Source organism: Enterococcus sp. 2G9_DIV0600, assembly GCF_002140615.1.
GTDB lineage: Bacteria > Bacillota > Bacilli > Lactobacillales > Enterococcaceae > Enterococcus_D > Enterococcus_D innesii.
Genome location: NZ_NGLL01000002.1, coordinates 438,721 through 460,957, shown reverse-complemented (window position 1 = coordinate 460,957; position 22,237 = coordinate 438,721). Strand labels below are relative to the sequence as shown.

The window sequence follows — 22,237 nt, the reverse complement described above, 5'->3', positions numbered from 1 at the left end:
GGTTGTATCCCATGCGTATCCAGCAGCTTGAATATTTGGAAAAAATCGTAGAAACTGGCTCTTTCAATGAAGCCGCTAAACAGCTTTTCATCAGTCAGCCCTCCCTTTCTCAAGCCATGAAAGAGTTGGAAAAAGAGTATGATCTGCAGCTGTTTTACCGCAGTAAATTAGGGGTGACTTTGACCGATGATGGCCGTTCCTTTCTCAACTATGCTCGAAATGTTTTAGACCAAGTCAATCTCTTGGACGAACGCTTTCGCAAAGACAGCCATCGCAAGCATGTTTTCAGTGTTTCCGCACAACACTATGCCTTCGTCGTCCACGCCTTCGTGGAACTGGTCAAACAGTTAGGGGAAGATGAATTTCAATTCACCTTGCGAGAGACCCAGACACAAAATGTACTGGATGATATCCAGACGTTTAAGAGTGAATTGGGGGTCATTTATCTGAATGATTTCAACACGACGGTCTTGACCCGTTTGATCCACGAAAAAGACCTGCAATTCATTCCTTTATTTGAAGCCAAACCCCACGTCTTCATCGGCCGAGAAAATCCCCTGACTCAGAAAAAAAGCATCACATTAGCTGATTTGGAACCATATACCTATCTGTCGTACGAACAAGGGGAAACCAATTCCTTCTACTTTTCTGAAGAGATCTTAAGCACTTTACAGCGCAAAAAACACATTCGCATCAGCGATCGTGCCACGATTTTCAATTTGATGGTGGGTCTCAACGGCTATACCATCAGCTCTGGGATCATCAGCAGTGAGCTGAATGATGAAAAAATCGTTGCGATTCCTTTGGAAGTCGATGATGCGATGACCCTAGGTTACCTCAAACACAAGAAAATGGAACTGAGCGAGATGGCTTTGGACTATCTCGCCTTGTTGAAACAGCATATCAAAAATTACGGTTTCGACGTCTTTTAAAAAAACGATCCGCAGACAGTCGGTCGGGCTTCCTTGGTAAGGCGTCCCGACCCTGTTGCGGATCGTTTTGTACTGTTTGGTCTTCTTCTGTTCTTAAATTATCTTACGTTGGTGTTGTGGAGAAAAAATCAACGCAATGGTTTCCATTCCCACTCTTCGACTTCGGCGATATCATAGCCGTTTTCTCGAATAAAGTCATGGTGATACGCAACGGTGTCTGCCATTTTTTTGGCAAAGTCCGTTGCTTTTTCTCCATAGACCCATTCGGCGGCGTCTTTGGCTAAGTGGAAGCGATCCAATTCAGAAAGGATCCGCATATCAAACGGTGTCGTGATGTCGCCATTTTCTCGGTAACCATGAATATGAAGCTGTTGGTTGCGACGGCCAAAGAAAATGTCGCGAATCAGTCCTTCATACCCGTGGAAAGCAAACACGATCGGTTTGTCTTTCGTAAAGTAGGCTTCGAATGCTTCATCGCTCAACCCACGAGGATCGACTTCTGGACGACGCAATTTCAATAGATCGACCACATTGATGAAGCGGACTTTCAACTCTGGAAAGGCTTCAATCAGCAAGGAAACAGCAGCTAAAGCTTCCAAATTTGGTTCCGTCCCGGCAGCTGCGATCACAATGTCCGGTTCTTGTCCTTCATCCGTCGATGCCCAGTCGATGATTTTCAAGCCATCTTTGACAAGCACTTTCGCTTCATCCGCCGAATAAAACTGCGGACGTGGGTGTTTCGAAGAAACCACTAGATTGATCTTTTCTTCAGAAGCGAGCGTTTCTGCCATGACAGCCATCAAGCTATTGGCATCGGCTGGCAAGTAAACCCGCACAAAGTCGGCTTTTTTCTCTGCAATATGGGTCATGATCCCTGGATCTTGGTGGGTGTACCCATTATGGTCTTGTTGGAAGACCGTTGATGAAGCGATCAAATTCAATGAGGGGTACGGGTTGCGCCAGTCCAGATCATGGGCTTTTCGTAACCATTTGAAGTGCTGCGTGATCATAGAATCAACGACTCTTAGGAACGACTCGTAGCTGGCAAAGAAGCCATGACGCCCCGTCAGCACATAGCCTTCCAAGAAGCCTTCTGCTTGATGTTCTGATAATTGTGAATCAATCACACGGCCCACTGAAGACAGCCATTCATCATAATCAGGATGTTTTGGCTCCAACCATTGGCGGTCCGTGACTTCAAACACATGGTTCAACCGATTGGATTTGGCTTCATCTGGGCCAAAAATGCGGAAGTTTTCAGGATTTTCTTTGATGACGTCACGGGCAAATTTTCCGAAGACCATCATATCTTGGGCCGTCGTTTCCCCTGGTGTCTCGATCGCAATGGCATGTGCTTGCCAATCTGGCAAGCGTAGCGGTTGCGGATCGATCCCCCCATTGGTGATTGGGTTGACAGCCATCCGTTGCTCCCCTTTTGGCGCCAATTCTTGAATCTCAGCTTTGATGCGGCCGTTTTCGTCAAAAAGCTCTTCTGGACGATAAGACTGCAGCCAATCCGTCAAAGCATCCACGTGTTCCATATGTTTCGCATTGACCGGGATCGGTACTTGGTGGGCACGGAAGCCCCCTTCAATCGGCTCGCCATCCCAGACTTTCGGTCCAGTCCAACCTTTTGGTGTGCGAACGATCAAAACAGGCCAATGAGGCATAGCGGCTTCTTCCGCAGAACCTTTGCGGGCTTCTGCTTGGATCGCGTGTATCTGTTCGATGGCTTGATCCATCTTCTGTGCCAATTGCGGATGAACCGCTTCTGGATCGTCCCCTTCTACGAAATAAGGGGTCCAGCCCATGCCTTCAAAATATTTCGTGAGATCTTGGTCGCTTTTACGAGCCAAAATCGTTGGATTGGCAATTTTGGCGCCATTCAAATGCAAAATAGGTAAAATTGCGCCATCATTGACTGGATTGATAAAGGTGTTTGAAAACCAGCTGCCCGCTAATGGTCCAGTTTCGGCTTCGCCATCACCGACCACTACTGCTGCAATGACATCGGGATTGTCTAAAATAGCTCCGGTAGCGTGGGCGATGGAATAGCCTAGCTCGCCGCCTTCATGGATCGAACCTGGCGTTTCAGGTGCCGCATGAGAAGCGATCCCACCTGGGAAAGAGAAGGTTTTGAATAGATGTTTCATCCCTGCTTCGTCTTGGGTGGCTTTTGGATAGATCTCACTGTAGCTGCCGTCTAAATAAGCATTCGCAACCATGACTTGTCCGCCATGGCCCGGTCCTTCGATATAAAACATGTTTAAGTCGTACTTATTGATGACGCGATTAAGATGGGTGTAAATAAAATTTTGTCCGGCGATCGTTCCCCAGTGACCAATTGGATTCACTTTCAAATCCTTTTCTTCGATGGGGCGGCGCAATAAGGGGTTGTCTTTCAAATAGATCTGACCAACGGAAAGGTAATTGGCTGCTCGCCACCAAGCGTTCATTTTCTGATAATACTCTGGTGTATCGTAGGTTGTCTTCATTGTGCTCCTCCTTTTAGTCCATTGTTCCACTCTTACATAAAAGTCTATGCCCCCTATATTTAAAAGTCAATTTTGCTGATTGCTGGTGCTTTCAGGGGTCTGCTTATCCGCACTTTGCAGCTAGAAGGCAAGAAAGCTTAAGAAAAACGCAAAGAAACCGCCGACCATCGCCAACGGTTTCTTTTGTGATTGGGTACTTATTTGATCGTTACGTATTCTAATCCCACAAGCTTCGCCCATGTTTCGATCTGATCAGAATTTAGGACAAGTGAGACAACGGTGTGATGGCCACCGCCTGTTTCGATCCACTGTTTGACCCCATCGTGGAAGTTTGGTTTTGGTGTCCACATTACTCGTGCAACCGGTAGTTTTGGTGCTTCTTCAGTTGGCTCAAAGGCATCGACTTCATTGATCAATAATTTGTAGTGGGTGCCAAAGTCTGCCATCGAAACCACGACACCTTCGCCGCCTTGGCCGTCAAAGACGAGTCGGGCTGGGTCTTCACGATCCCCCATCGACAATGGCGAAACCACGATTTTTGGTTTGTTGGCTGCTAATACTGGATCGACTTCCATCATGTGGGATTGCAAGATGGCTTCTTTTCCTGGTGTCAGCTCATAGGTATAGTCTTCCATAAAGCCAGTCGCTTTATTGTGGGCCATGATTTTCATCAAGCGGTCAATAGCGGCGGTTTTCCAGTCCCCTTCACCAGCAAACCCATAGCCTTCTGCCATCAAACGTTGTACAGCTAAACCAGGCAACTGCTGCATACCATATAGGTCTTCAAAGTTCGTGGTAAATGCCGTATAGCCGCCTGCTTCAAGGAAGCGGCGCAGACCGATTTCTTGTTTGGCTTGTGCTTTGACATGACGTGCCCACTCTTCTTTGTCGTAATCGCCATAATCGAAATCATACAGCTGGCTGTATTCTTCAAAGAGTGCATCGACTTCTTCGTCAGTCACCGCATCGACGACTTGTACCAAATCGCCGATCCCAAAATAATCAACGGTCCAACCAAATTGGATCTGTGCTTCGACTTTGTCGCCTTCCGTCACCCCAACGTTACGCATGTTGTCGCCAAAACGAGCGACTTTGATTTGGAAGCTTTCATTGTAGCCGACTGCCACGTCCATCCAAGCAGCAATTTCTTTTTGGATGGCTTCATTTTTCCAATAACCGACAACGATTTTGTTTTGCTTTTTCAAACGGGCATTGATAAATCCGTATTCTCGGTCACCATGAGCGGCTTGGTTCAAGTTCATAAAGTCCATATCGATGGTTTCCCATGGAATTTGTTCATTGTACTGCGTTGCAAGGTGCAGCAATGGTTTTTGTAATAATTTCGTGCCGCGAATCCACATTTTTGCTGGTGAGAAGGTGTGCATCCAGGTGATCACCCCAGCGACTTCATCCCGATAGTTGACTTCTTTCATGATTTTCGTAATCGTATCGGCAGTAACAGCAAGTTCTTGTAAAACGACTGGATAAGGCAGCTTTGAGCTGTCATTTAAGCTTTTGACCATTTCTTCTGCATGGTCCCGTACTTCTTGTAATGCTTCTTCTCCATACAAGTGCTGTGATCCTACGACGAACCAAAATTCTTTTTTCCCGATTTCTAACATTCTGCTTGCTCCTTTTTCGTTATTTTTGCCCGTAATAGGCATTTTCTCCATGTTTGCGTAAATAATGCTTGTCTAAGACCCGCTGCGGCAATTCGGGTGCGTAACTGTTCAGCTGGCGCGTGATAAAATTCATCTTAGCGACTTCTTCTAAGACCACTGCGTTCATCACCGCCGCATCCGCCGTTTTGCCCCAGGTAAACGGTCCATGACCGTGAAGCAAGACACCAGGAATTTCTTCTGGCGTGATGCCGCGTTCCTTAAAGGTTTCGACGATCACCTGTCCTGTTTGTGCTTCATAGCCTTCATCGATCTCGGCTTGTGTCAAAAAGCGGGCACAGGGGACTGCTCCATAAAACGTATCGGCATGGGTCGTGCCCATCGCTGGCAGATCGAGTCCTGCCTGAGCCCAGCTCGTCGCCCAAGTAGAATGGGTATGGACGATCCCACCAATTTCTGGAAATGCTTTGTATAAAACGGCATGCGTCGGCGTGTCGGAGGAAGGATTTTTCGCTCCTTCCACTACGTTGCCCTCAAAATCACAAACCACCATATCACTGGCTTGCATGGTTTCATAGTCAACACCGCTAGGTTTGATGACAAACAACTGCTGTTGGCGATCCACTGCTGACACATTGCCCCAGGTGTATTTGATCAATCCTTGCTTCGGCAATGCCAAATTGGCCTGAAAGACTTCTTCTTTTAATCCTTCTAACACAAAATTCCCTTCTTTCTTTTTAAATCAACGCATCGATTGCCGCTTGCTCGATCGGCAACCCTGCTTGGTAACGTTGGGTAAAGACGGTAAATCCCTGAATGTCGGCTTCTGTCGGGGCTAACGTCACGCCGTGGTCATTTTTAAACACTTGATCTGCTAAGAACGCTGCCAAGGATTGTTCTGGCGTGTGACGGCGAAGGTATGCTGCTAAAAGGGCGATCCCCCAGGCGCCGCCTTCACCAGCCGTTTCCATGACCGTTACTGGGGCTTCCATGACAGCTGCCAAGACACGCTGGGCAACTTCTGGTGTTTTGAAGATCCCACCATGACCAACGATTCGATCAATGGCGACGTCTTCGGCTTCCAGAATCTTCATCCCGATCTTCATCGCACCAAAGGCACTAAACAGATGTAAGCGCATGAAATTTGCTAAAGTAAAAGAACTCTCTGGCGATCGGACGAAAAGCGGTCGTCCTTCAGGGATCTTAGTGATATTTTCACCAGAATAATAGCCATAAGAAAGCATCCCGCCACAGTCTGAATCCCCTTTCAATGCTTCGTTGAATAAGGTCGCAAACAATTCTTCCGTGGAAAGTTTCATTCCAGCTGCGTCGGCAAATTCGCGGAAAAGTTTGACCCAGGCATTGATCTCCGAGGTGCAGTTATTCGTATGGACCATCCCCACCAAATCACCAGAAGGCGTCGTGACCAAATCGATCTCTGGATACACTTTAGTTAAGGGTTCTTCTAAGACGATCATGGCAAAAGCCGACGTCCCGGCTGAAACATTCCCGCTTCGCTGTGCCACACTATTCGTGGCAACCATGCCAGTGCCCGCATCGCCTTCTGGCGGACATAACGGGATGCCAGGTTGCAAGGTACCAGTTGGGTCGAGTTTTTTTGCCCCTTCTGCCGTCAATGTGCCGGCTGGTTCGCCTGCTGTCAACACTTGTGGCAAAAGGTCTTTGATCTGCCAAGGATACCCCTGACTGCTGATTTGTGCATCAAATTGCTGCAGCATATTCGCATCATAGTTTTTTGTCGTACTGTCGATTGGGAACATCCCAGATGCATCGCCGATTCCGATGACTTTTTCCCCTGTCAGCTGCCAATGGACATAGCCGGCTAAGGTAGTGAAAAAAGCGACCTCTGGGACGTGGGCTTCTTGATTCAAAATCGCTTGATACAAGTGCGCGATACTCCACCGCTGTGGGATGTTGTATTGGAACAATGCCGTCAAGGCTTTTTCTGCTTCTTCCGTGATCGCATTGCGCCACGTCCGAAAAGGGACCAACAGCGTGCCTTGCTGATCAAAGGCCATATAGCCGTGCATCATTGCAGAAAAACCGATACTGCCGATCGTCGTCAAAGGCACCTCGAATTGCTGCTGGATGTTGTGCGCTAACTCTTGATAGCTGGCTTGTAGTCCTTGCCAAATCGCCTCTAGTGAGTAGGTCCAAATCCCTTGTTCCAATTGATTTTCCCATTCAAAGCTGCCGGAAGCGATCGTCTGAAACTGCTCATCGATCAAGACAGCTTTGATCCGTGTCGAGCCTAGCTCGATCCCAAGAGACGTGCGCCCGTCAATAATTGCTTGCCTTACTTGTTGCGTCATCTTCTTACTCTCCTTTTTGGTTATTGACTGAACCGCGAACGATCAGCTCCGGTTCAAAATAAAAGCGTTGCGCTTCTGTTGCCTTACCTGTTGTAATCCATTGTGCTGCCAATTCCCCCATCGCTTCTTTCGGGTGAGTCAGTGTGGTGATCGTCGGTGTCGACAAGGTGCTAAGGGGCGAGTCATCGTTGCCCACGATCGAAAAATCAGTAGGAACGTTCTTCCCAACAGCCGTCAATGCTTGAATCAAGCGATGCGCGATCTCATCGTTGTAACAAACGATGCCTGTGACTTGATTATCGGCAGCCGTCAAGCGCTGGATCGCTTGTTCAATAACGGCTTCTTTCGTCTCCGTCGTATACGTCAAGACGTCTTCTGCTGCAAACGTCCGCTTGGCTTGGGTCAACGCTTTGACAAACCCTTTCATCCGATATTTCCCTTGTAAGTCATCGATTTTCGTGATCATCATCAACTGCTGATGCTGTTGCTCTAATAGATAATTGGTTGCTAAAAACCCAGAACGTGTATCGTTGACACAAATATGCGGCAAGTCTAGTTCTTCGTAATAGGCATTGATCATGACGAGAGGAATCCCAGCTTCTTGAAGGGCGACATAATAGGCAAGATTCGGGTTGTACTGGCTGCTCTTCGTTGGTTCAACGATCAACCCGTCTACCCCTTGATCCATCATTTGCTGCAAGCACGCTCTTTCTTGCTCATGATCGTTGTTGGTTGAGCCTAAAAGTAGTGAGTAGCCTTGCTCCCGCAATGTCTGCTCCACGCCGCGCATGATTGAGGGGAAGATATAATCAGACAAATAGGTCATGATGATCCCGATTGTTTTGCGATTTTTATGATTGACAGTCTCAGGTTTTGAAACGTAGGTGCCTGAGCCCCGTTCTTTTCTTAAATAGCCTTCATTGACCAAAACAGCGATCGCTTGGCGCACCGTGTGGCGGCTATAATGAAATTCTTCCTGTAAGGTTGCTTCTGAAGGGATCGCATCGCCTTCTTGATAGGTGCCTAAGCGGATCTTTTCTCTTAAGATATCCGCAAGTTGTTCGTACTTATTCGCCATTTTAATCCCATCTTTCAAAAGTTGTCCGTACATCTAAGATACCAAGAAACCGCTTCCGTGTCAATTGTTGCTATTGCATTTTTCTAAAAAAACCTAACGAAAAGAAGGCAAATGATAAATCCCCCTTATTTTCATCAGAATAAAACGAATCAAAATACTATTTGATGTATAATTGAATAAAATGTCGCTTATTACGTTTAAGGAGGCAAGTGTTTTGACGAGAACACCTAATGAAACCTACGAGGAACCCATTATTTTGTATTCAAAAAAATATCGAGAAAATCGCAGACATGATGCCAGCTGTCGTTGGCTCATTACGAAAAAAGGCGTCTGGATAAACAACACCCATCCAAAAATCCCAGATGAAAAGATTCCCATGGCAAAAATTGCCGATGTGGAATTACATATAGGCAAAGGTCTCTTAGTGGACTACCTCCGACTGCAGATACCAGGTAATTCTCAATTGCTCTATTTCACCAATCGAATCGATGCCCAAAAAGCCTATGAATTTTTAACGGATCATTTGGCAGCACTTGGTGGGCAATCAGCGAAAAGTTACGTGGATGAAGAGGCTGGAAAAATCAAATTACTTTCCTATCATTATCGTGATGCTTGGATCATTGCAGAAGATACCCTCACGATCCTCGACTGCAAAAAGAAAGAAAAGCAGGTTTTGCAGATTCCCCAGATCACCAGTGTCAATCTGAAAGAAGTTGCCGAATCTGGTCTTTGGAAAGGCAATGGCTTCTTGGAACTGTATATTGGCGGCGGAGCGATCAGAGAAACCCATTCTCGCAGAAGGACGGAACCAAACCACTCCCTTTGCTTTGCAAAAAAAGTCCTGCTGATTGCTCGGATCATACAGCGCTATCTCACTAACTTCCCCCGTGAACATGCGATACTGCCCCCGCAACCAACTGTAAACCCGACGGCACAGGTCATTGCTGAACTACGTGAACTAAAAGTATTGGTTGACGAAGGAATTCTGACTGAAGAAGAATTTGCCTTCAAGAAAAAACAACTGTTAGGATTATAGAAGCAATCGCTTCGGGGAAAAAAGCAACCATCCTGCCATGCAAAGGCAGAGCTTTCGGTGAAGGGCTGTGCTTTTTTCCTGGGAAAATTTTGAACGTTTTTTTTAGAACATGCTATACTAAATGAAGAATACGTAGAGTATCTCAAAGGAGGTCTTTCTCATTTTTTCTTTTGATGACATCAAAGCGCGTTTCCCCCAGGCAACGCTGCATGACAAAGTATCCACAACGAAGGACATCGAATCCATCGCTTTCGGCAAAAAATATATTTGGCTGCCAACTGACCAATTAAGTGACAGTGAAAAACTGCTGATCCAACTGGGAAACGGCTCTTTGCAACCAGAAATCGATAACCGAAACCATCCATGGTATCCGATTTTATTTGAACATCAGCCCGTTCAAGAGCCAGAGTGGATTCGCCTGCTGCAAGTTCATTTCACCCGAACCATCGACTCCTTACAATCCGAATGGCTCACAGAGATCCAGCAAATGCTCCCTAGCGTGGTGGATCTTTTTTTCCTCACCGAAAACCATGCGGTGATCGTAGAAAAACAAGATGGTGCCAATTTGCCCATCGAAGATCTTGACGGCTTATTCGTGGCTTTGGATATGGATTTCGACTGCTATTCTCAGCTATTCGTCGGTCCCTTCCATCACCCACGCCACGACTTCACTACCTTATGGACGAGTGAATCTACCCTGTTCAAAAATGAGTTAAAAACGAAAACTACCAGTAAAAGTATGGATCTGCCCAAAGTGGTCTTCTCTCTTTTTCGCAATGGCTTTTCCGAGTATATTTCCTTGTTCCGTACCTTGTATCTAGATTGGTTTGAAGAAGAGACCGAAACGATCATTCAATCACTGTGGCGCAATCAAGGCAATGCGAGTTCTACTGCCAAAGAACTGTTTATGCATCGGAATTCTCTCCTATATAAGATCGATAAGTTTCAAACACTGACGCGCTTGAATTTAAAAAATATGGATGATCTTTTGCTTTGCTATTTACTGATCGACCAATTCACCCATCAGAGCAATTAAACAACCTGCACAAGAAAACGTTTTTTTCTTGTGCAGGTTTCCGTTGCGCATTCGAAGCGTTTTCATTTATGCTATTCATGTAAACTAAATGGAAAGAGGTAATCCCAATGGTAGAAATGGCCTTAAAAAATATCCACAAAAAATATGACAATAATGATGCATATTCGGTAACTGATTTTAATTTAGATATCGCTGATCGCGAATTCATCGTTTTCGTCGGACCTTCTGGTTGCGGAAAATCCACAACCCTTCGAATGATCGCTGGTTTAGAAGATATTTCTGAAGGCGAATTGAGCATCGGTGGAAAAGTAATGAACGATGTGGCACCAAAAGACCGCGACATCGCGATGGTTTTCCAGAACTACGCATTGTATCCCCATATGACTGTTTTCAACAACATGGCATTTGGTTTGAAATTGCGTAAATACGACAAAGAAGAAATCAAAAAACGGGTAGAAAATGCCGCTGAGATCTTAGGATTAACAGAATACTTAGATCGTAAACCAGCTGCCCTTTCTGGTGGTCAGCGTCAACGGGTTGCCCTAGGCCGTGCCATCGTTCGTGATGCCAAAGTCTTCTTGATGGATGAGCCGTTGTCAAACTTAGATGCGAAATTGCGGGTTGCCATGCGTGCGGAAATCGCAAAATTACACCAACGTTTAGAAACAACGACAATCTATGTAACCCATGACCAAACAGAAGCGATGACCATGGCTGACCGGATCGTTATCATGAAAGATGGCTTCATTCAACAAATCGGTTCACCAAAAGAAGTCTACAACACGCCGAAAAATATTTTCGTTGCCGGCTTTATCGGTTCACCAGCAATGAACTTCTTCAATGTTACGTTGAAAAACGGCATGATCTCTGATGGACAAAGCTTGAACTTACGTATTCCTGAAGGCAAGAACAAGGTTCTTGTGGAAAAAGGTTACGAAGGCAAACAATTAGTCTTTGGTATTCGTCCAGAAGATATCCACAGTGAACAAATCGCATTGGAAGCTTCTCCTGAAGCAACTGTACGTGCTGAAGTGGTCGTATCTGAACTATTAGGTGCAGAAACAATGCTTTATACACGTGTAGGTGCGACTGAATTTATCTCGAAAGTTGATGCCCGCGACTTCCACCGTCCAGGTGAAACAGTTGATTTAGCTTTCAACATCAACAAAGCACACTTCTTCGATAAAGATTCAGAAAATGTCATCACACTTCCTTAATTTGTAGTTACCATGCACTGTTCTCGGATTTGCCCCCTAGGCAGTCGCATTTAACTAATATCCACTTTTATTCCTTATTTGTATCCCCCAAAAACAGACAGTCAGCCGACTGTCTGTTTTTGGGTTGCTTTTTTATTCTTCCTGAGGCACATAACGAGCGGCCATGGTTTGAATGATCGGTGTTTGCCGAACTTGAGTAAAAACGATTTTGACAGCAGACACGCCGACCGCTTCAAAGCTGATGATTTTTTGATAGCCGATCGTCACTATTTCGGTCAGTAACTGTGGTCCTTCTGCCGTTTGCAGAAAAATTTTTGCTTTTTCTACCCGTTGCCCATATTGAATCGCTTCCTTCAGTACAAGTGTATTGATGACGACCGGTTCTGAAAAATGTAGGGTCAGCCATGGCCGTTTGTCTTCCAGGTCCGGTTTCCAATACTGGTCAAACGCTTGAGATAGTTGGAGCTTATCCATTCTGCTGGACACACTGGTTGAAGAGCTCGCAAACGTGCCGGTCCTTTCAGTCGTCACCTCTTTCAATTGTTTAATCGAGTGACCTAATTGCTGCAATGCCTTTTGATCCGTTGGATGGATCATACCATCCGGCATCGGCGGCACATTAAGTAGAAAAGAACTATTGCCCCCAACGCTCTGCTTGTAAAAGGACCAGAGCTCAGCGCCGCTTTTTACTTGCTGGTCTTCTGATGGATGATAAAACCAGCCGGGGCGAATTGATAAGTTGACCTCAGCAGGGTACCAAGCCAATTCAGCAGCTTCTTTAATGCCGTACTTTTTCAGCGCTTGTCGGCTTCCTAAATCCATTTCCATACTGGAGATCGATTGCCGAAACGCTGCGCTATCGACTTTTTGCGAATGACTCGCTGTTTTTTCAGCATCCTTTAATGCTGCTGGCACCACACTCCATTCTTGAAGTCTGGTTTGCCCCGCTTCGTTTCCTACCCAGCGGACATCCGGTCCGCAAATCGCAATCACCGCATTGGGTTGAAGCTCTCGAATCACTTGATAATACCGTTCCCAATCATAGTTTTGGCGTTTTCCATTGGGCCCTTCACCATTGGCGCCATCTAACCATATTTCGAATATATCACCATAATTGGTTAAAAGTTCTGTCAACTGCGCCGTATAAAAATCATCATAGGCTTGCCCCATTCCATAACAAGCTTCATGCTGATCCCAAGGCGATAAATAAATGCCGAAGTTCAGGTCTGCTTGACGGCAAGCATCAGAAAGTTCTTTCACTAAATCACCTTGACCATTACGCCAGGGCGTTGAAGCGACTGTGAAAGCAGTGTGCTGGCTTGGCCATAAGCAAAAGCCGTCATGGTGTTTGCAGGTCAAAATGATTCCCTGCATACCGCTTTGCTTCATTGTGGAAACCCATTGATGACAGTCTAAATTTTGCGGGTCAAATACCGTTGGCGACTCATTGCCGAGCCCCCATTCACGATTGGTCATCGTATTGAGACCAAAGTGGATAAAACCATAAAATTCCAACTGCTGCCACTGTAGTTGTCGTTTACTGGGGCGAATCTGGGTAAGGTCTGCTGGTTTGATAATCTGTTCCTCCATTCTATGAGTTGTTTGCTGCTTTAAGGAAACAGATACAAGATCGATTCTTGACTATTTCCTCATTGGAAAAGATCCGCCGCCTTTACTGTACTTTTGCCACCTGTCCACTCACTGGCAAACGAAGCACAGGAACTGACCGAAGCAGCATTCAATCGACGGTTCTTCCCTATCAGGTGATCAAACTACTTTACGATAAAAAGAGTAGTGCTTGCTTGGGGGATTCGCAAGGCACTACTCTAAACAACATATTCAAACGCTAAAAGACACATCTTTTTACGCGAGCCTAGCGATCGTTTTGTAAGAGGGTGAGACTGTCTGTAAGGACAGCTTCGCCATCTAACAGCTCGTAATCTGTTTCTTTGATTAATTTATATGGCACCGCTTTGACCATGAGAAAGTCTTTTAATCGATTGACTTCGTACTTCGACTGCGGGCCGATCAACAAAGCATCGACTGTTTGTTGCTGCAGGATCTGTTCAGCAATGATGGCTGGTGCCGAATAGATATGCACAGCTAGCCCTTTTTCATCTGCGGCCCGCTGCATATTTTTTACTAAGAGTCCCGTAGTGATGCCGGCGGTACAAATCAATAAAATCGTCTTTTGTGCTTGGTCCTCCATAAACAGGCCCTCCTACGAAATTTTCTTTTTCTTATTGTAGATATCCAACACGACAGCCAGCAGCAAAATCAACCCTTTGATGGCTTGCTGCCAATCGACACCGACTCCTAAGATCGACATCCCATTGTTTAAGACACCCATCACGAGACCACCAACGATCGCCCCCATCACGGTACCAATACCGCCTGAGGTGGAAGCACCGCCGAAATACACTGCGGCCATTGCATCTAATTCCATTGACGTTCCTGCTTGCGGGGTGGCTGCGTTCAACCGAGCGGCTAAAACCAAGCCCGCCAAAGCTGCCATCATCCCCATGTTCACGAAGACCCAGAAGGTGATTTTCTTCGTCTTGATCCCAGAAAGTTCGGCTGCTTTTTTGTTGCCGCCGGTTGCATAGATTTGACGACCAGCAACGGTTTTGTTAGTCAAAAAGCCATAAGCAGCCACGATCACCCCTAAGACAATCAAAATGATCGGATACCCTTGATAAGAGGCAAAGATATAGGTAGCGCCGAGAAATACGACCGCAGTAAAGACGGCTTTAAAGGCAAAGGCTGCCATTGATTCCACTTCAAAAAGATTTTTTTTGCGACGCTCACGGGTCCGCCATTGGCCTAAAATCAGGATGCCCGTGATCACTACACCTAAAATCATGGAAAGTAAATGGATCTGACCGCCTGCAATATCTGGCAAATACCCAGTAGAAATTTGTTGGAATGCCTTGGGAAACGGCGCCAAGGATTGACCGCCTAAGACGACTTGGGTCAGTCCTCGAAACATCAGTAAACCAGACAAGGTCACAATAAATGCTGGGATACCGACATACGCGATCCAGAAGCCTTGCCAGGCACCGATCACTGCCCCCATCAGTAAGCAAAGAGGCACTGCCAGCCAAGGACTGATGCCGTTATTGACCATTAAAACGCCTGCAATCGCACCGACAAACGCCATCACAGACCCTACGGATAGATCGACGTGTCCTAACAAGACGACCAAAAGCATACCAGCTGCCAAAACGAGAATATGACTGTTTTGCAACACGAGGTTGGTGATATTCAGCGGCCGCCAGAAAATCCCATCGGTCATGAGCTGAAAGGCCACCAATAATACTGCTAAGATAATGATCATACTGTATTTACTAAAGATTTCCAGTGCCTTTTCTTTCAGCGAATGGCTGCGTTCTTTTTTTAATTTATTGGTTGTTTCCATCTCAAACCCCACTCTCTTCTAATGTCATTAGATTCATCAATCGTTCTTGATCCGCCTCTTCCCGCAGGACCTCGCCAGTGAAGCGTCCTTCGTTCATCGTATAGATTCGGTCACACATGCCTAATAGTTCTGGCAGCTCCGAGGAGATGATGCAAATGGCTTTGCCAGCTGCTGCCATCTCTTCGATGATCGTATAGATTTCGTATTTCGCCCCGACATCGATCCCACGGGTCGGTTCATCTAAAAATAAGATGTCTGGTGTGGTCATCAGCCATTTTGCCAAAACGACTTTTTGCTGATTCCCGCCGCTCAAGCTGCCGACGTTTTGATAGATCGAATTGGTTTTCGTCCGCATTTTTTTGCGGAATTCTTCGGCCATCGTGACTTCTTTTTCTTTATCGATGACCCCTTGGCGGCTGATTTTGGCAAGACTAGCGATGGTGGTATTCTCGCGAATATCCATCAGCAGATTCAAGCCCAGCGCTTTTCGATCTTCCGACACATAGGCTAACCCATTTTTGATGGCGGTTGGCACGTCTTTGACAGAAATCGGTTGGCCGTCTTTATAGACTTCCCCCGAAATCGAACTGCCGTAGGAATGACCGAAGACACTCATGGCAAACTCTGTCCGTCCCGCACCCATCAAACCGGCGATGCCGATGATCTCTCCTTTGCGGATCATCAAGTTCAAATTCTCATTCACCACACGGGTATGGTCGATTGGATGATGGACCGTCCAATTTTTGACTTCAAAAAACGGTTCACCAATAGTGGGGTTCCGCTCTGGGTAGCGATTGGTCAAATCTCGCCCAACCATGCCACGAATGATGCGCTCTTCAGAGATTTCGGCACCACTCAGCGTCTCGATCGTTTGCCCGTCTCGTAAAATCGTGATGCGATCCGCCACATTGACGATTTCGTTCAACTTGTGGGAGATGATGATCGAGGTGATCCCTTGGTTGCGAAACTCTTTGATCAGCTCTAACAGATTGGCACTTTCTTCTTCATTCAACGCCGCGGTTGGTTCATCTAAAATCAACAATCGGACGGATTTTGAAAATGCTTTGGCAATTTCCACCAGCTGTTGATGCCCGACACCGATTTGTGAAACCAGCGTATTCGGGTCTAATTTCAAGCCAACGATCTTTAAGAGGTTGTCTGTTTTCTTTTCGGTTAGATCCCAATCAATGATGCCGTGTTTGGCTTGTTCATTTCCTAGAAAGATATTTTCTTTGATCGACAGGTAAGGACTTAAGGCTAACTCTTGATGAATAATAACGATTCCTTTGTCCTCACTGTCCCGCAAATCTTTGAACTTGCATAACTCCCCTTCATAATAGATCTCTCCGTCATAGCTGCCGTAAGGATAGAGTCCGCTTAAGACATTCATCAGCGTGGACTTGCCGGCGCCATTTTCTCCACACAGTGCGTGGATCTCTCCTCGCTCGATCGAGAGGTTGACGTTATCAAGGGCGCGAACCCCTGAAAACTCTTTGACGATGCCTTTCATCATCAAAATATTATCTGCCATGTTCTTTCACCCTTTTCCTTTTTATGTAAAAGTGAACCGATCCGTTTGTAAGAAAAGCGGAAAGAACGAATACTGGGGATGATTCGTTCTTCCCTACTGCTTTCGGGGAAACTAGCATCTTTTCTCGCTGGATCTGTACTTCTTGCTTAAATGCCTAGCTCTTCTTCTGTATAGTAATCGGTATCGATTAGTTCTTCTTTGTAGTTGTCGCTATCCACAGAAACGGGATTTGACAAATAGGTTGGTACGACTTTGACGCCATTGTCATAGGTTTCCGTATCGTTGACCGGGACTTCCTCGCCATTGGTGATGGCTTCGATCATTTCGATCGTGTTTTTCGCTAACACCCGTGTATCTTTGAAAATCGTTTGGGTTTGTTCACCCGCGATGATTGATTTCACTCCTGCCACCGTCGCATCTTGACCAGTAATCACAGGTAGTGGTTTATCGGAAGAACCATAGCCAACACCTTTAAGCGATGAAATGATTCCTAGGCTGATTGGATCATAAGGTGAAAGAACAGCATCCAATGTTTGATCCGTATAGTTGGCACTCAACAAGTTGTCCATCCGAGCTTGTGCAGTTGAACCATCCCAACGCAAGGTAGCGATTTGGTTGAAGTTGGTTTGACCAGAAGGAACGACTAGCTGTCCGCTGTCAAAGTATTGTTGGAAGACCGAAAGGACCCCATTATAATTGATCAGTGCATTGTTATCATCTGGAGATCCGCCGAATAATTCAATATTAAATGGTCCTTCACCGTCTTTGAGGCCTAATTTGTCTTCAATATAAGACGCTTGCAGCACGCCGACCCCAAAATTATCAAAGGTGGCATAATAATCGACGTATTCCGAGTTCATCAGTAAACGGTCATAGGCGATGACTGTGATGTCTTCGTTATGGGCTTTTTCCAACACGTCCGTCAGTGCCGACCCATCGATCGAGGCGATCACTAAGGTATCAACGCCTTTGGTGATCATGTTCTCAATTTGTGCCACTTGGTTTTCTACTTTGTCTTCTCCATATTGCAGGTCAGTTTTATAGCCAAGCTTCTCTAATTCCTCTACCATGTTGTCGCCATCTGCGATCCACCGTTCTGCCGATTTGGTCGGCATCGCGATCCCAACAAATCCTTTGTCTCCGTCTCCGTTTGCCCCGCTATCTGATCCATTCCCACAAGCTGCTAACAATCCGCCAACCAATAAGGTGGATGCTAGGACGACCAATTTACCAAAAGTACCTTTCATTGTGATCCCTCCATGTCTTTTTCTTACATATTCAGTATAGCCAGTTAAGGAATCGCTTACATTTAGATTTTTTCGAGGTTTCTTGGATTTCTTGAGAAAAAACGGCCCAGTTGCCCCCTTTTCTCTTTGGAATCTTGGATTTTTTAAGATTCCCTTGGTTTTTATTTGATTTGATATTTTGTGTAAAGCGCTTCCGTATTTTTTAGTAGAATAGACTATAGAGGTGAAAAAAATGAGGAATATAAAAATTGGGTTGTTCGTCTGTTTGTTTCTAGCTTGCTTGTCTGGTTGCCAAGCAAACAAAGAAGCAACCACTGAAACATCGGAAGAAAGTATCGTGATCGGTTTTTCCCAGTCGGGAACAGAAAGCAGCTGGCGCAAGCGCCATACGGAATCGATCCGCACTGAATTAGAGAAGGAAGGCTATGAAGTGCTCTATCGTAACGGCTATATGAATCAAGAACGTCAGATTCAAGATATCCGCAGTTTTATCGTGTATCAAGTCGATGCCATCGTCTTTACCCCGATTCAGGAAAACAATTGGGAACCGATTTTGGAAGAAGCGGCGCAAGCGGGGATTCCCGTTTTCGTGGTGGATCGTCATGTCAATGTCAGTGACCCCTCTTTATTTTTGACCCATATCGGGCCAAGCTTCAAAGCCGAGGGCAATCGTGCGGGTCTCTACGTCAGCAATTATTATAAAGAACATCAAAATGAAACGATCAATGTTTTAGAATTGACGGGACTGGATGCTACGTCTCCGACGTATTTGCGCTCAGAAGGGTTCCGAGAAACCATCAAGCGTGATTATGCCCACAACAATGTAACGATCCAAGTCAAAGATGAGCTAAATGGTGACTTCATTCGCCGCAAAGGCAAAGAAGTCATTGAACAATATATCGCAGAAGGCAAAATGGAGCAGATCGATGTCTTGTTCAGTCACAATGACGAGATGACTCTTGGTGCTCTTGAAGCCTTAGAAAAAACCGATATTGAGCCAGGGAAGGATTTGGTGATCGTATCGATCGATGCCCAAAAAGAAATGATCGACAAATTGAAGCAAGGGGTGGTCAATTGTGTCGTTGAGTGCAACCCAGATGCTGGTGTGTTCGTCAAAAATGCCATCTCGCGCTACTTGGCTCGCGGCGCTGATGCCATTCCTCGTGAAATCTATGTCCATGAAACGGTTTTTTCCAGTGACATGGATTTCGATCAGATTCCGCCGAGAAATTATTGAGGGGATGAAGATGAAAACAAAAAGTATCAAGGGCATCTTTCAACAGACGAATAAACTGATGATCCTCGTCGCCTTTATTCCCCTCGTGCTAAGCAGTGTGTTTTACTCGCGGCAGATTTTCATTTACCAAAATACCATCAACAATATTGAAGAAGCCAATCAGCTATCGGAAAAAGTCGATGCCATTGTCTTGGAAGAAATGTGGGATTTAGTCTTTGGTCAAAAAACCGTCGCACAAGTCCAAGAAACCAATGTGATCGATGAACTAAGGAGCGATCTGCAACACATCCAAGAAAATACCAGCACTGCTAAAGAGCTCAATATTTTAGCGGTCGCCTTTCGGACGCTTGATTCTTTAGAAACCTATCAGCAACAGTTGATAGACAATATTCTCCAGGATGAGCCGGTGGAAAAAAACCAATACGTCATGATCCAAGTGGATTCGGTAATCGATTTGCTATCCGATATTTTGCAGCAATTCGTCGGGGTAGAGATCAGCTTAGCCAGCCAAACCAATCACGAACTAGTCCAATCCGTGTTGCTGTTGATCCTTTTTCAAGTCGTGTTGCTTTTGATCATCTTTGCGATCATCAATAAAAACCGGCGCTTTGTTCGAGATAATTTGCAATACCCGCTGGATCGGTTGTTAGACCTTTCCAATGAACTATCCCAAGGACATTTGAGCTACCGAGCAGAACTGCCCGAGACCCCAGAGCTGAGGACTCTGACGAGTAGCTTGAATCGAATGGCAGATGACTTGACTCGGCTCTTGGAAGAAAATGCCTTGAAGCAGTATCACTTAGCCCAAAGTGAGGTACGGGTCTTACAAGCCCAGATTACCCCACATTTCATCTATAATAGTTTAGATGCGATCGTTTCTTTGATCGAAGCTGCCCGTTACGAGCAAGCAACGGAAATGACCTATGCGCTGTCGGATTTTTTCCGCATCTCACTAAGCAAAGGGCAAGACTGGATTCCGCTGGAAAAAGAATTGCGGCATGTGGACGATTACTTGAAGATTTTACAAATCCGCTATGGCAGGATGCTGTCTTACACCATTGAAGATCAAACCGTCAGTCCAGAACTACAGGTCCTGAAAATGGTCTTGCAGCCCCTTGTTGAAAACGCCGTTTATCATGGTACCAAGTTTGTCCGCCGTGTCGGTATGATTCGAATCACAGTGTCAGAACTGCCCCACCAGATTCAAATGACCATCAGTGACAACGGCGTTGGGATCGACCCTGACCGTTTGCAGGAGATTCGTCGTAACCTTAAAGAAACCACCGACCCCGACTCTGAGAGCGGTTATGGCCTTTACAACGTCTATCGCCGCCTCCAGCTGAACTACGGCAACGAAGCGCAACTGACGATCCACAGTCAATACCAAGAAGGCACCACGATTACCGTCACAGTACCAAAAAGGGAGGAACCCAACCATGTACAAAGTGTTCATAGTTGAAGATGAACATCTGATTCGCGATAGTTTGCGTCACCAAATCATGACTCTTGCCAAACAATACCCGATCGTTTATAGCGATGAAGCCGCCGATGGCGAATTGGCGCTGGCTTCGATCCTTGATCTGCGTCCGGATATTATTATCAGCGATATCAAAATGCCGTTTATGGACGGCTTGGTCTTTGCGAAAGAAGCCAAGAAATTATTGCCGCAAGTTCGCATTATTTTTGTTAGCGGCTTTGATGATTTTGACTATGCAAAAACGGCACTGCAGCTGCAAGCAGACGATTACTTACTCAAGCCCATCAAAAACGAAGAATTAGAACAAGCCATCAAAACCGTCGTTCAACACTTAGATGAACAACAAACCACTCATCAGCAATTATCCAAAGAAGACGATTTATTCGAAATGGAAATCAAAAAAAATCACTTTCTGAATCACCTCTTTAAACAAAAGATCACGATCTCAGAAGCCTTTTTGCAAGCAGAAGAACTGGGACGGCGCTTTTCAGGCAAACAGTTTTGTGTGCTGTTAGCAAAAACCCCCTTCAATCAAAGCTTTTCTGACTACACTCGCTTTAGCCAGCAGCTGACCAAAGCCTATGAGCAAGATGATGCCGTCTTGTTCTCCAGTGTGTCCAGCCGCTTCATCAAGTTTTTACTTTTTGACCACGACCGAGAACAAGTTTTAGAAAAAGCCTATCAGATCGCTCAAAGCCTCGTTCATGGTTCTGGGGAAGAAGTAGCAGTGGCGATCGGACCGGTAGCAGATCGCTTCTCGGGTATCTCTCTTTCTTATCAGAAAGCTCGCGACATGCTAAAAACCTATGGCAGCATCCGCAAGGAAAAAATCATCAGTTATGAAGACGACATTCGCGAAGGGGAACTATCCCCCACCAATCCCTTCAAAACCGACCTTGCTTCACGGCTGGCAAATGCTGGGAAACAGACGATCCCTGAGCTGATCGCTGAATTGATGGCGCCTCAAGGAACCGTTGAGCGAACGCAAATGTACCGTTTGTTCGTCTTAGTCGAACTGCTAGCATTGTTGAAGAAAAAAGACAGTCATTCACTGCCCCAGATCGTTCAGCACGCCCATGACTTAGATTATCTAGCGGCATTGACCCATGAGCCAGAGAACTATCAAACGACTCTGGCAGAACTGTTGCCATTATTGACTAAACAACCCATCAATCCTGCAATGGCGAAATATCAAAGCGTCATCAATCAAGCCAAAGCCTTTATCAGTGAGCACTTTTCTGATCCCAATATTTCCTTAAATGTAGTTGCTGAAAAAGTTCATTTGAGTCCAGCACATTTTAGCACCATCTTCTCGCAAGCCACTGATTCTACGTTTATCGAATACTTGACCGAGCAACGGTTGACCTTAGCTAAGGAACTGCTGTTAACGACCAATCTGCGGCTATCTGAGATCGCCTTTGATGTTGGCTACAATGACCCAAATTATTTTTCCTTTTTGTTCAAAAAGAAAGAAAAAATCTCACCGAAAGAATACCGTCAAAAAAATGCCTAGATGAGTGAATGAATGGGTGCAAAAAAAGAGTGAAGGACAGCAAAATCGTCCTCACTCTTTTTCATTTT

17 protein-coding genes are annotated in these 22,237 nt (G+C 45.7%); 7 read left to right on the top strand and 10 right to left on the bottom strand.

The window, feature by feature from the left end; translation table 11 throughout:
• The first annotated feature begins 11 nt into the window (after positions 1–11).
• Positions 12–932 carry a LysR family transcriptional regulator gene (locus tag A5870_RS15760; protein WP_005227268.1) on the top strand — a complete coding sequence of 307 codons (921 nt, stop codon included), beginning with the start codon at positions 12–14 and terminating at the stop codon, positions 930–932.
• Positions 933–1,060: 128 nt separating this feature from the next.
• Here the strand turns inward: A5870_RS15760 and A5870_RS15755 are convergent, their stop codons facing one another.
• The 5 genes from A5870_RS15755 to A5870_RS15735 form a co-directional block, all read right to left on the bottom strand.
• Positions 1,061–3,427 (bottom strand): phosphoketolase family protein, encoded by a 2,367-nt coding sequence (locus A5870_RS15755; protein ID WP_086293898.1) that lies wholly within the window; start codon positions 3,425–3,427, stop codon positions 1,061–1,063.
• 197 nt (positions 3,428–3,624) lie between these two features.
• Positions 3,625–5,049, bottom strand: a complete 1,425-nt coding sequence (araA, locus tag A5870_RS15750) for an L-arabinose isomerase (protein WP_005227266.1) — start codon at positions 5,047–5,049, stop codon at positions 3,625–3,627.
• Between the two features lie 19 nt (positions 5,050–5,068).
• Positions 5,069–5,764, bottom strand: a complete 696-nt coding sequence (locus A5870_RS15745; protein ID WP_008376133.1) for an L-ribulose-5-phosphate 4-epimerase — start codon at positions 5,762–5,764, stop codon at positions 5,069–5,071.
• Positions 5,765–5,783: 19 nt separating this feature from the next.
• A complete protein-coding gene (locus A5870_RS15740; protein ID WP_086293897.1) occupies positions 5,784–7,379 on the bottom strand; it encodes a xylulokinase in 1,596 nt (531 codons plus the stop codon).
• A gap of 4 nt (positions 7,380–7,383) precedes the next feature.
• Positions 7,384–8,490, bottom strand: a complete 1,107-nt coding sequence (locus A5870_RS15735; RefSeq protein ID WP_086293896.1) for a GntR family transcriptional regulator — start codon at positions 8,488–8,490, stop codon at positions 7,384–7,386.
• 148 nt (positions 8,491–8,638) lie between these two features.
• On the opposite strand from A5870_RS15735, the gene A5870_RS15730 reads away from it, so the two are divergent.
• From A5870_RS15730 to A5870_RS15720, 3 genes are all read left to right on the top strand, one after another.
• Entirely contained in the window at positions 8,639–9,493 is an 855-nt protein-coding gene (locus tag A5870_RS15730) for an SHOCT domain-containing protein (RefSeq protein ID WP_086293895.1), read from the top strand.
• A gap of 331 nt (positions 9,494–9,824) precedes the next feature.
• On the top strand, positions 9,825–10,529 hold the full coding sequence (locus tag A5870_RS15725) for a helix-turn-helix domain-containing protein (RefSeq protein WP_226818104.1): 705 nt from the start codon (positions 9,825–9,827) through the stop codon (positions 10,527–10,529).
• A gap of 107 nt (positions 10,530–10,636) precedes the next feature.
• Complete coding sequence (locus tag A5870_RS15720; RefSeq protein WP_077453935.1) at positions 10,637–11,746, top strand: ABC transporter ATP-binding protein; 1,110 nt, start codon at positions 10,637–10,639, stop codon at positions 11,744–11,746.
• Between the two features lie 132 nt (positions 11,747–11,878).
• Here the strand turns inward: A5870_RS15720 and A5870_RS15715 are convergent, their stop codons facing one another.
• The 5 genes from A5870_RS15715 to chvE all read right to left on the bottom strand — a co-directional run bounded on the left by A5870_RS15715 (position 11,879) and on the right by chvE (position 17,942).
• Positions 11,879–13,336, bottom strand: coding sequence for an alpha-L-fucosidase (locus A5870_RS15715; RefSeq protein WP_242596017.1), 1,458 nt, complete (start codon positions 13,334–13,336; stop codon positions 11,879–11,881).
• A 283-nt stretch (positions 13,337–13,619) separates the two neighbouring features.
• A complete protein-coding gene (locus A5870_RS15710) occupies positions 13,620–13,955 on the bottom strand; it encodes a PTS sugar transporter subunit IIB (protein ID WP_008376144.1) in 336 nt (111 codons plus the stop codon).
• 12 nt (positions 13,956–13,967) lie between these two features.
• Positions 13,968–15,164 (bottom strand): multiple monosaccharide ABC transporter permease, encoded by a 1,197-nt coding sequence (gene mmsB, locus A5870_RS15705; protein ID WP_086293893.1) that lies wholly within the window; start codon positions 15,162–15,164, stop codon positions 13,968–13,970.
• A 1-nt stretch (position 15,165) separates the two neighbouring features.
• Positions 15,166–16,695 (bottom strand): multiple monosaccharide ABC transporter ATP-binding protein, encoded by a 1,530-nt coding sequence (gene mmsA / locus A5870_RS15700; protein WP_005231476.1) that lies wholly within the window; start codon positions 16,693–16,695, stop codon positions 15,166–15,168.
• A 146-nt stretch (positions 16,696–16,841) separates the two neighbouring features.
• Positions 16,842–17,942 carry a multiple monosaccharide ABC transporter substrate-binding protein gene (gene chvE, locus A5870_RS15695; protein ID WP_005231478.1) on the bottom strand — a complete coding sequence of 367 codons (1,101 nt, stop codon included), beginning with the start codon at positions 17,940–17,942 and terminating at the stop codon, positions 16,842–16,844.
• A gap of 232 nt (positions 17,943–18,174) precedes the next feature.
• On the opposite strand from chvE, the gene A5870_RS15690 reads away from it, so the two are divergent.
• From A5870_RS15690 to A5870_RS15680, 3 genes are read left to right on the top strand one after another with little or no spacing between them, the layout of a single operon-like run.
• Positions 18,175–19,179: an ABC transporter substrate-binding protein gene (locus tag A5870_RS15690; RefSeq protein ID WP_086293892.1), complete on the top strand. Its 1,005-nt coding sequence runs from the start codon at positions 18,175–18,177 to the stop codon at positions 19,177–19,179.
• A gap of 10 nt (positions 19,180–19,189) precedes the next feature.
• The gene (locus A5870_RS15685) at positions 19,190–20,638 is read left to right on the top strand and encodes a sensor histidine kinase (protein WP_086293891.1); all 1,449 of its coding nucleotides are present in this window, start codon (positions 19,190–19,192) and stop codon (positions 20,636–20,638) included.
• Positions 20,616–22,169 carry a response regulator gene (locus tag A5870_RS15680; RefSeq protein WP_081118297.1) on the top strand — a complete coding sequence of 518 codons (1,554 nt, stop codon included), beginning with the start codon at positions 20,616–20,618 and terminating at the stop codon, positions 22,167–22,169. The genes A5870_RS15685 and A5870_RS15680 overlap by 23 nt, the downstream gene beginning before the upstream one ends.
• Positions 22,170–22,237 lie beyond the last annotated feature (68 nt).

Excerpts from the sequence above, each read along its gene's own strand:
- A5870_RS15720 (WP_077453935.1), top strand. The coding sequence starts at position 10,637 with ATGGTAGAAATGGCCTTAAAAAATATCCACAAAAAATATGACAATAAT.
- A5870_RS15730 (WP_086293895.1), top strand. The coding sequence starts at position 8,639 with ATGTCGCTTATTACGTTTAAGGAGGCAAGTGTTTTGACGAGAACACCT.
- A5870_RS15735 (WP_086293896.1), bottom strand. The coding sequence starts at position 8,490 with ATGTACGGACAACTTTTGAAAGATGGGATTAAAATGGCGAATAAGTAC.
- A5870_RS15760 (WP_005227268.1), top strand. The coding sequence starts at position 12 with ATGCGTATCCAGCAGCTTGAATATTTGGAAAAAATCGTAGAAACTGGC.
- A5870_RS15710 (WP_008376144.1), bottom strand. The coding sequence starts at position 13,955 with ATGGAGGACCAAGCACAAAAGACGATTTTATTGATTTGTACCGCCGGC.
- araA (WP_005227266.1), bottom strand. The coding sequence starts at position 5,049 with ATGTTAGAAATCGGGAAAAAAGAATTTTGGTTCGTCGTAGGATCACAG.
- mmsA (WP_005231476.1), bottom strand. The coding sequence starts at position 16,695 with ATGGCAGATAATATTTTGATGATGAAAGGCATCGTCAAAGAGTTTTCA.
- A5870_RS15690 (WP_086293892.1), top strand. The coding sequence starts at position 18,175 with ATGAGGAATATAAAAATTGGGTTGTTCGTCTGTTTGTTTCTAGCTTGC.
- A5870_RS15715 (WP_242596017.1), bottom strand. The coding sequence starts at position 13,336 with ATGGAGGAACAGATTATCAAACCAGCAGACCTTACCCAGATTCGCCCC.
- chvE (WP_005231478.1), bottom strand. The coding sequence starts at position 17,942 with ATGAAAGGTACTTTTGGTAAATTGGTCGTCCTAGCATCCACCTTATTG.
- A5870_RS15740 (WP_086293897.1), bottom strand. The coding sequence starts at position 7,379 with ATGACGCAACAAGTAAGGCAAGCAATTATTGACGGGCGCACGTCTCTT.
- A5870_RS15685 (WP_086293891.1), top strand. The coding sequence starts at position 19,190 with ATGAAAACAAAAAGTATCAAGGGCATCTTTCAACAGACGAATAAACTG.
- A5870_RS15680 (WP_081118297.1), top strand. The coding sequence starts at position 20,616 with ATGTACAAAGTGTTCATAGTTGAAGATGAACATCTGATTCGCGATAGT.
- mmsB (WP_086293893.1), bottom strand. The coding sequence starts at position 15,164 with ATGGAAACAACCAATAAATTAAAAAAAGAACGCAGCCATTCGCTGAAA.
- A5870_RS15755 (WP_086293898.1), bottom strand. The coding sequence starts at position 3,427 with ATGAAGACAACCTACGATACACCAGAGTATTATCAGAAAATGAACGCT.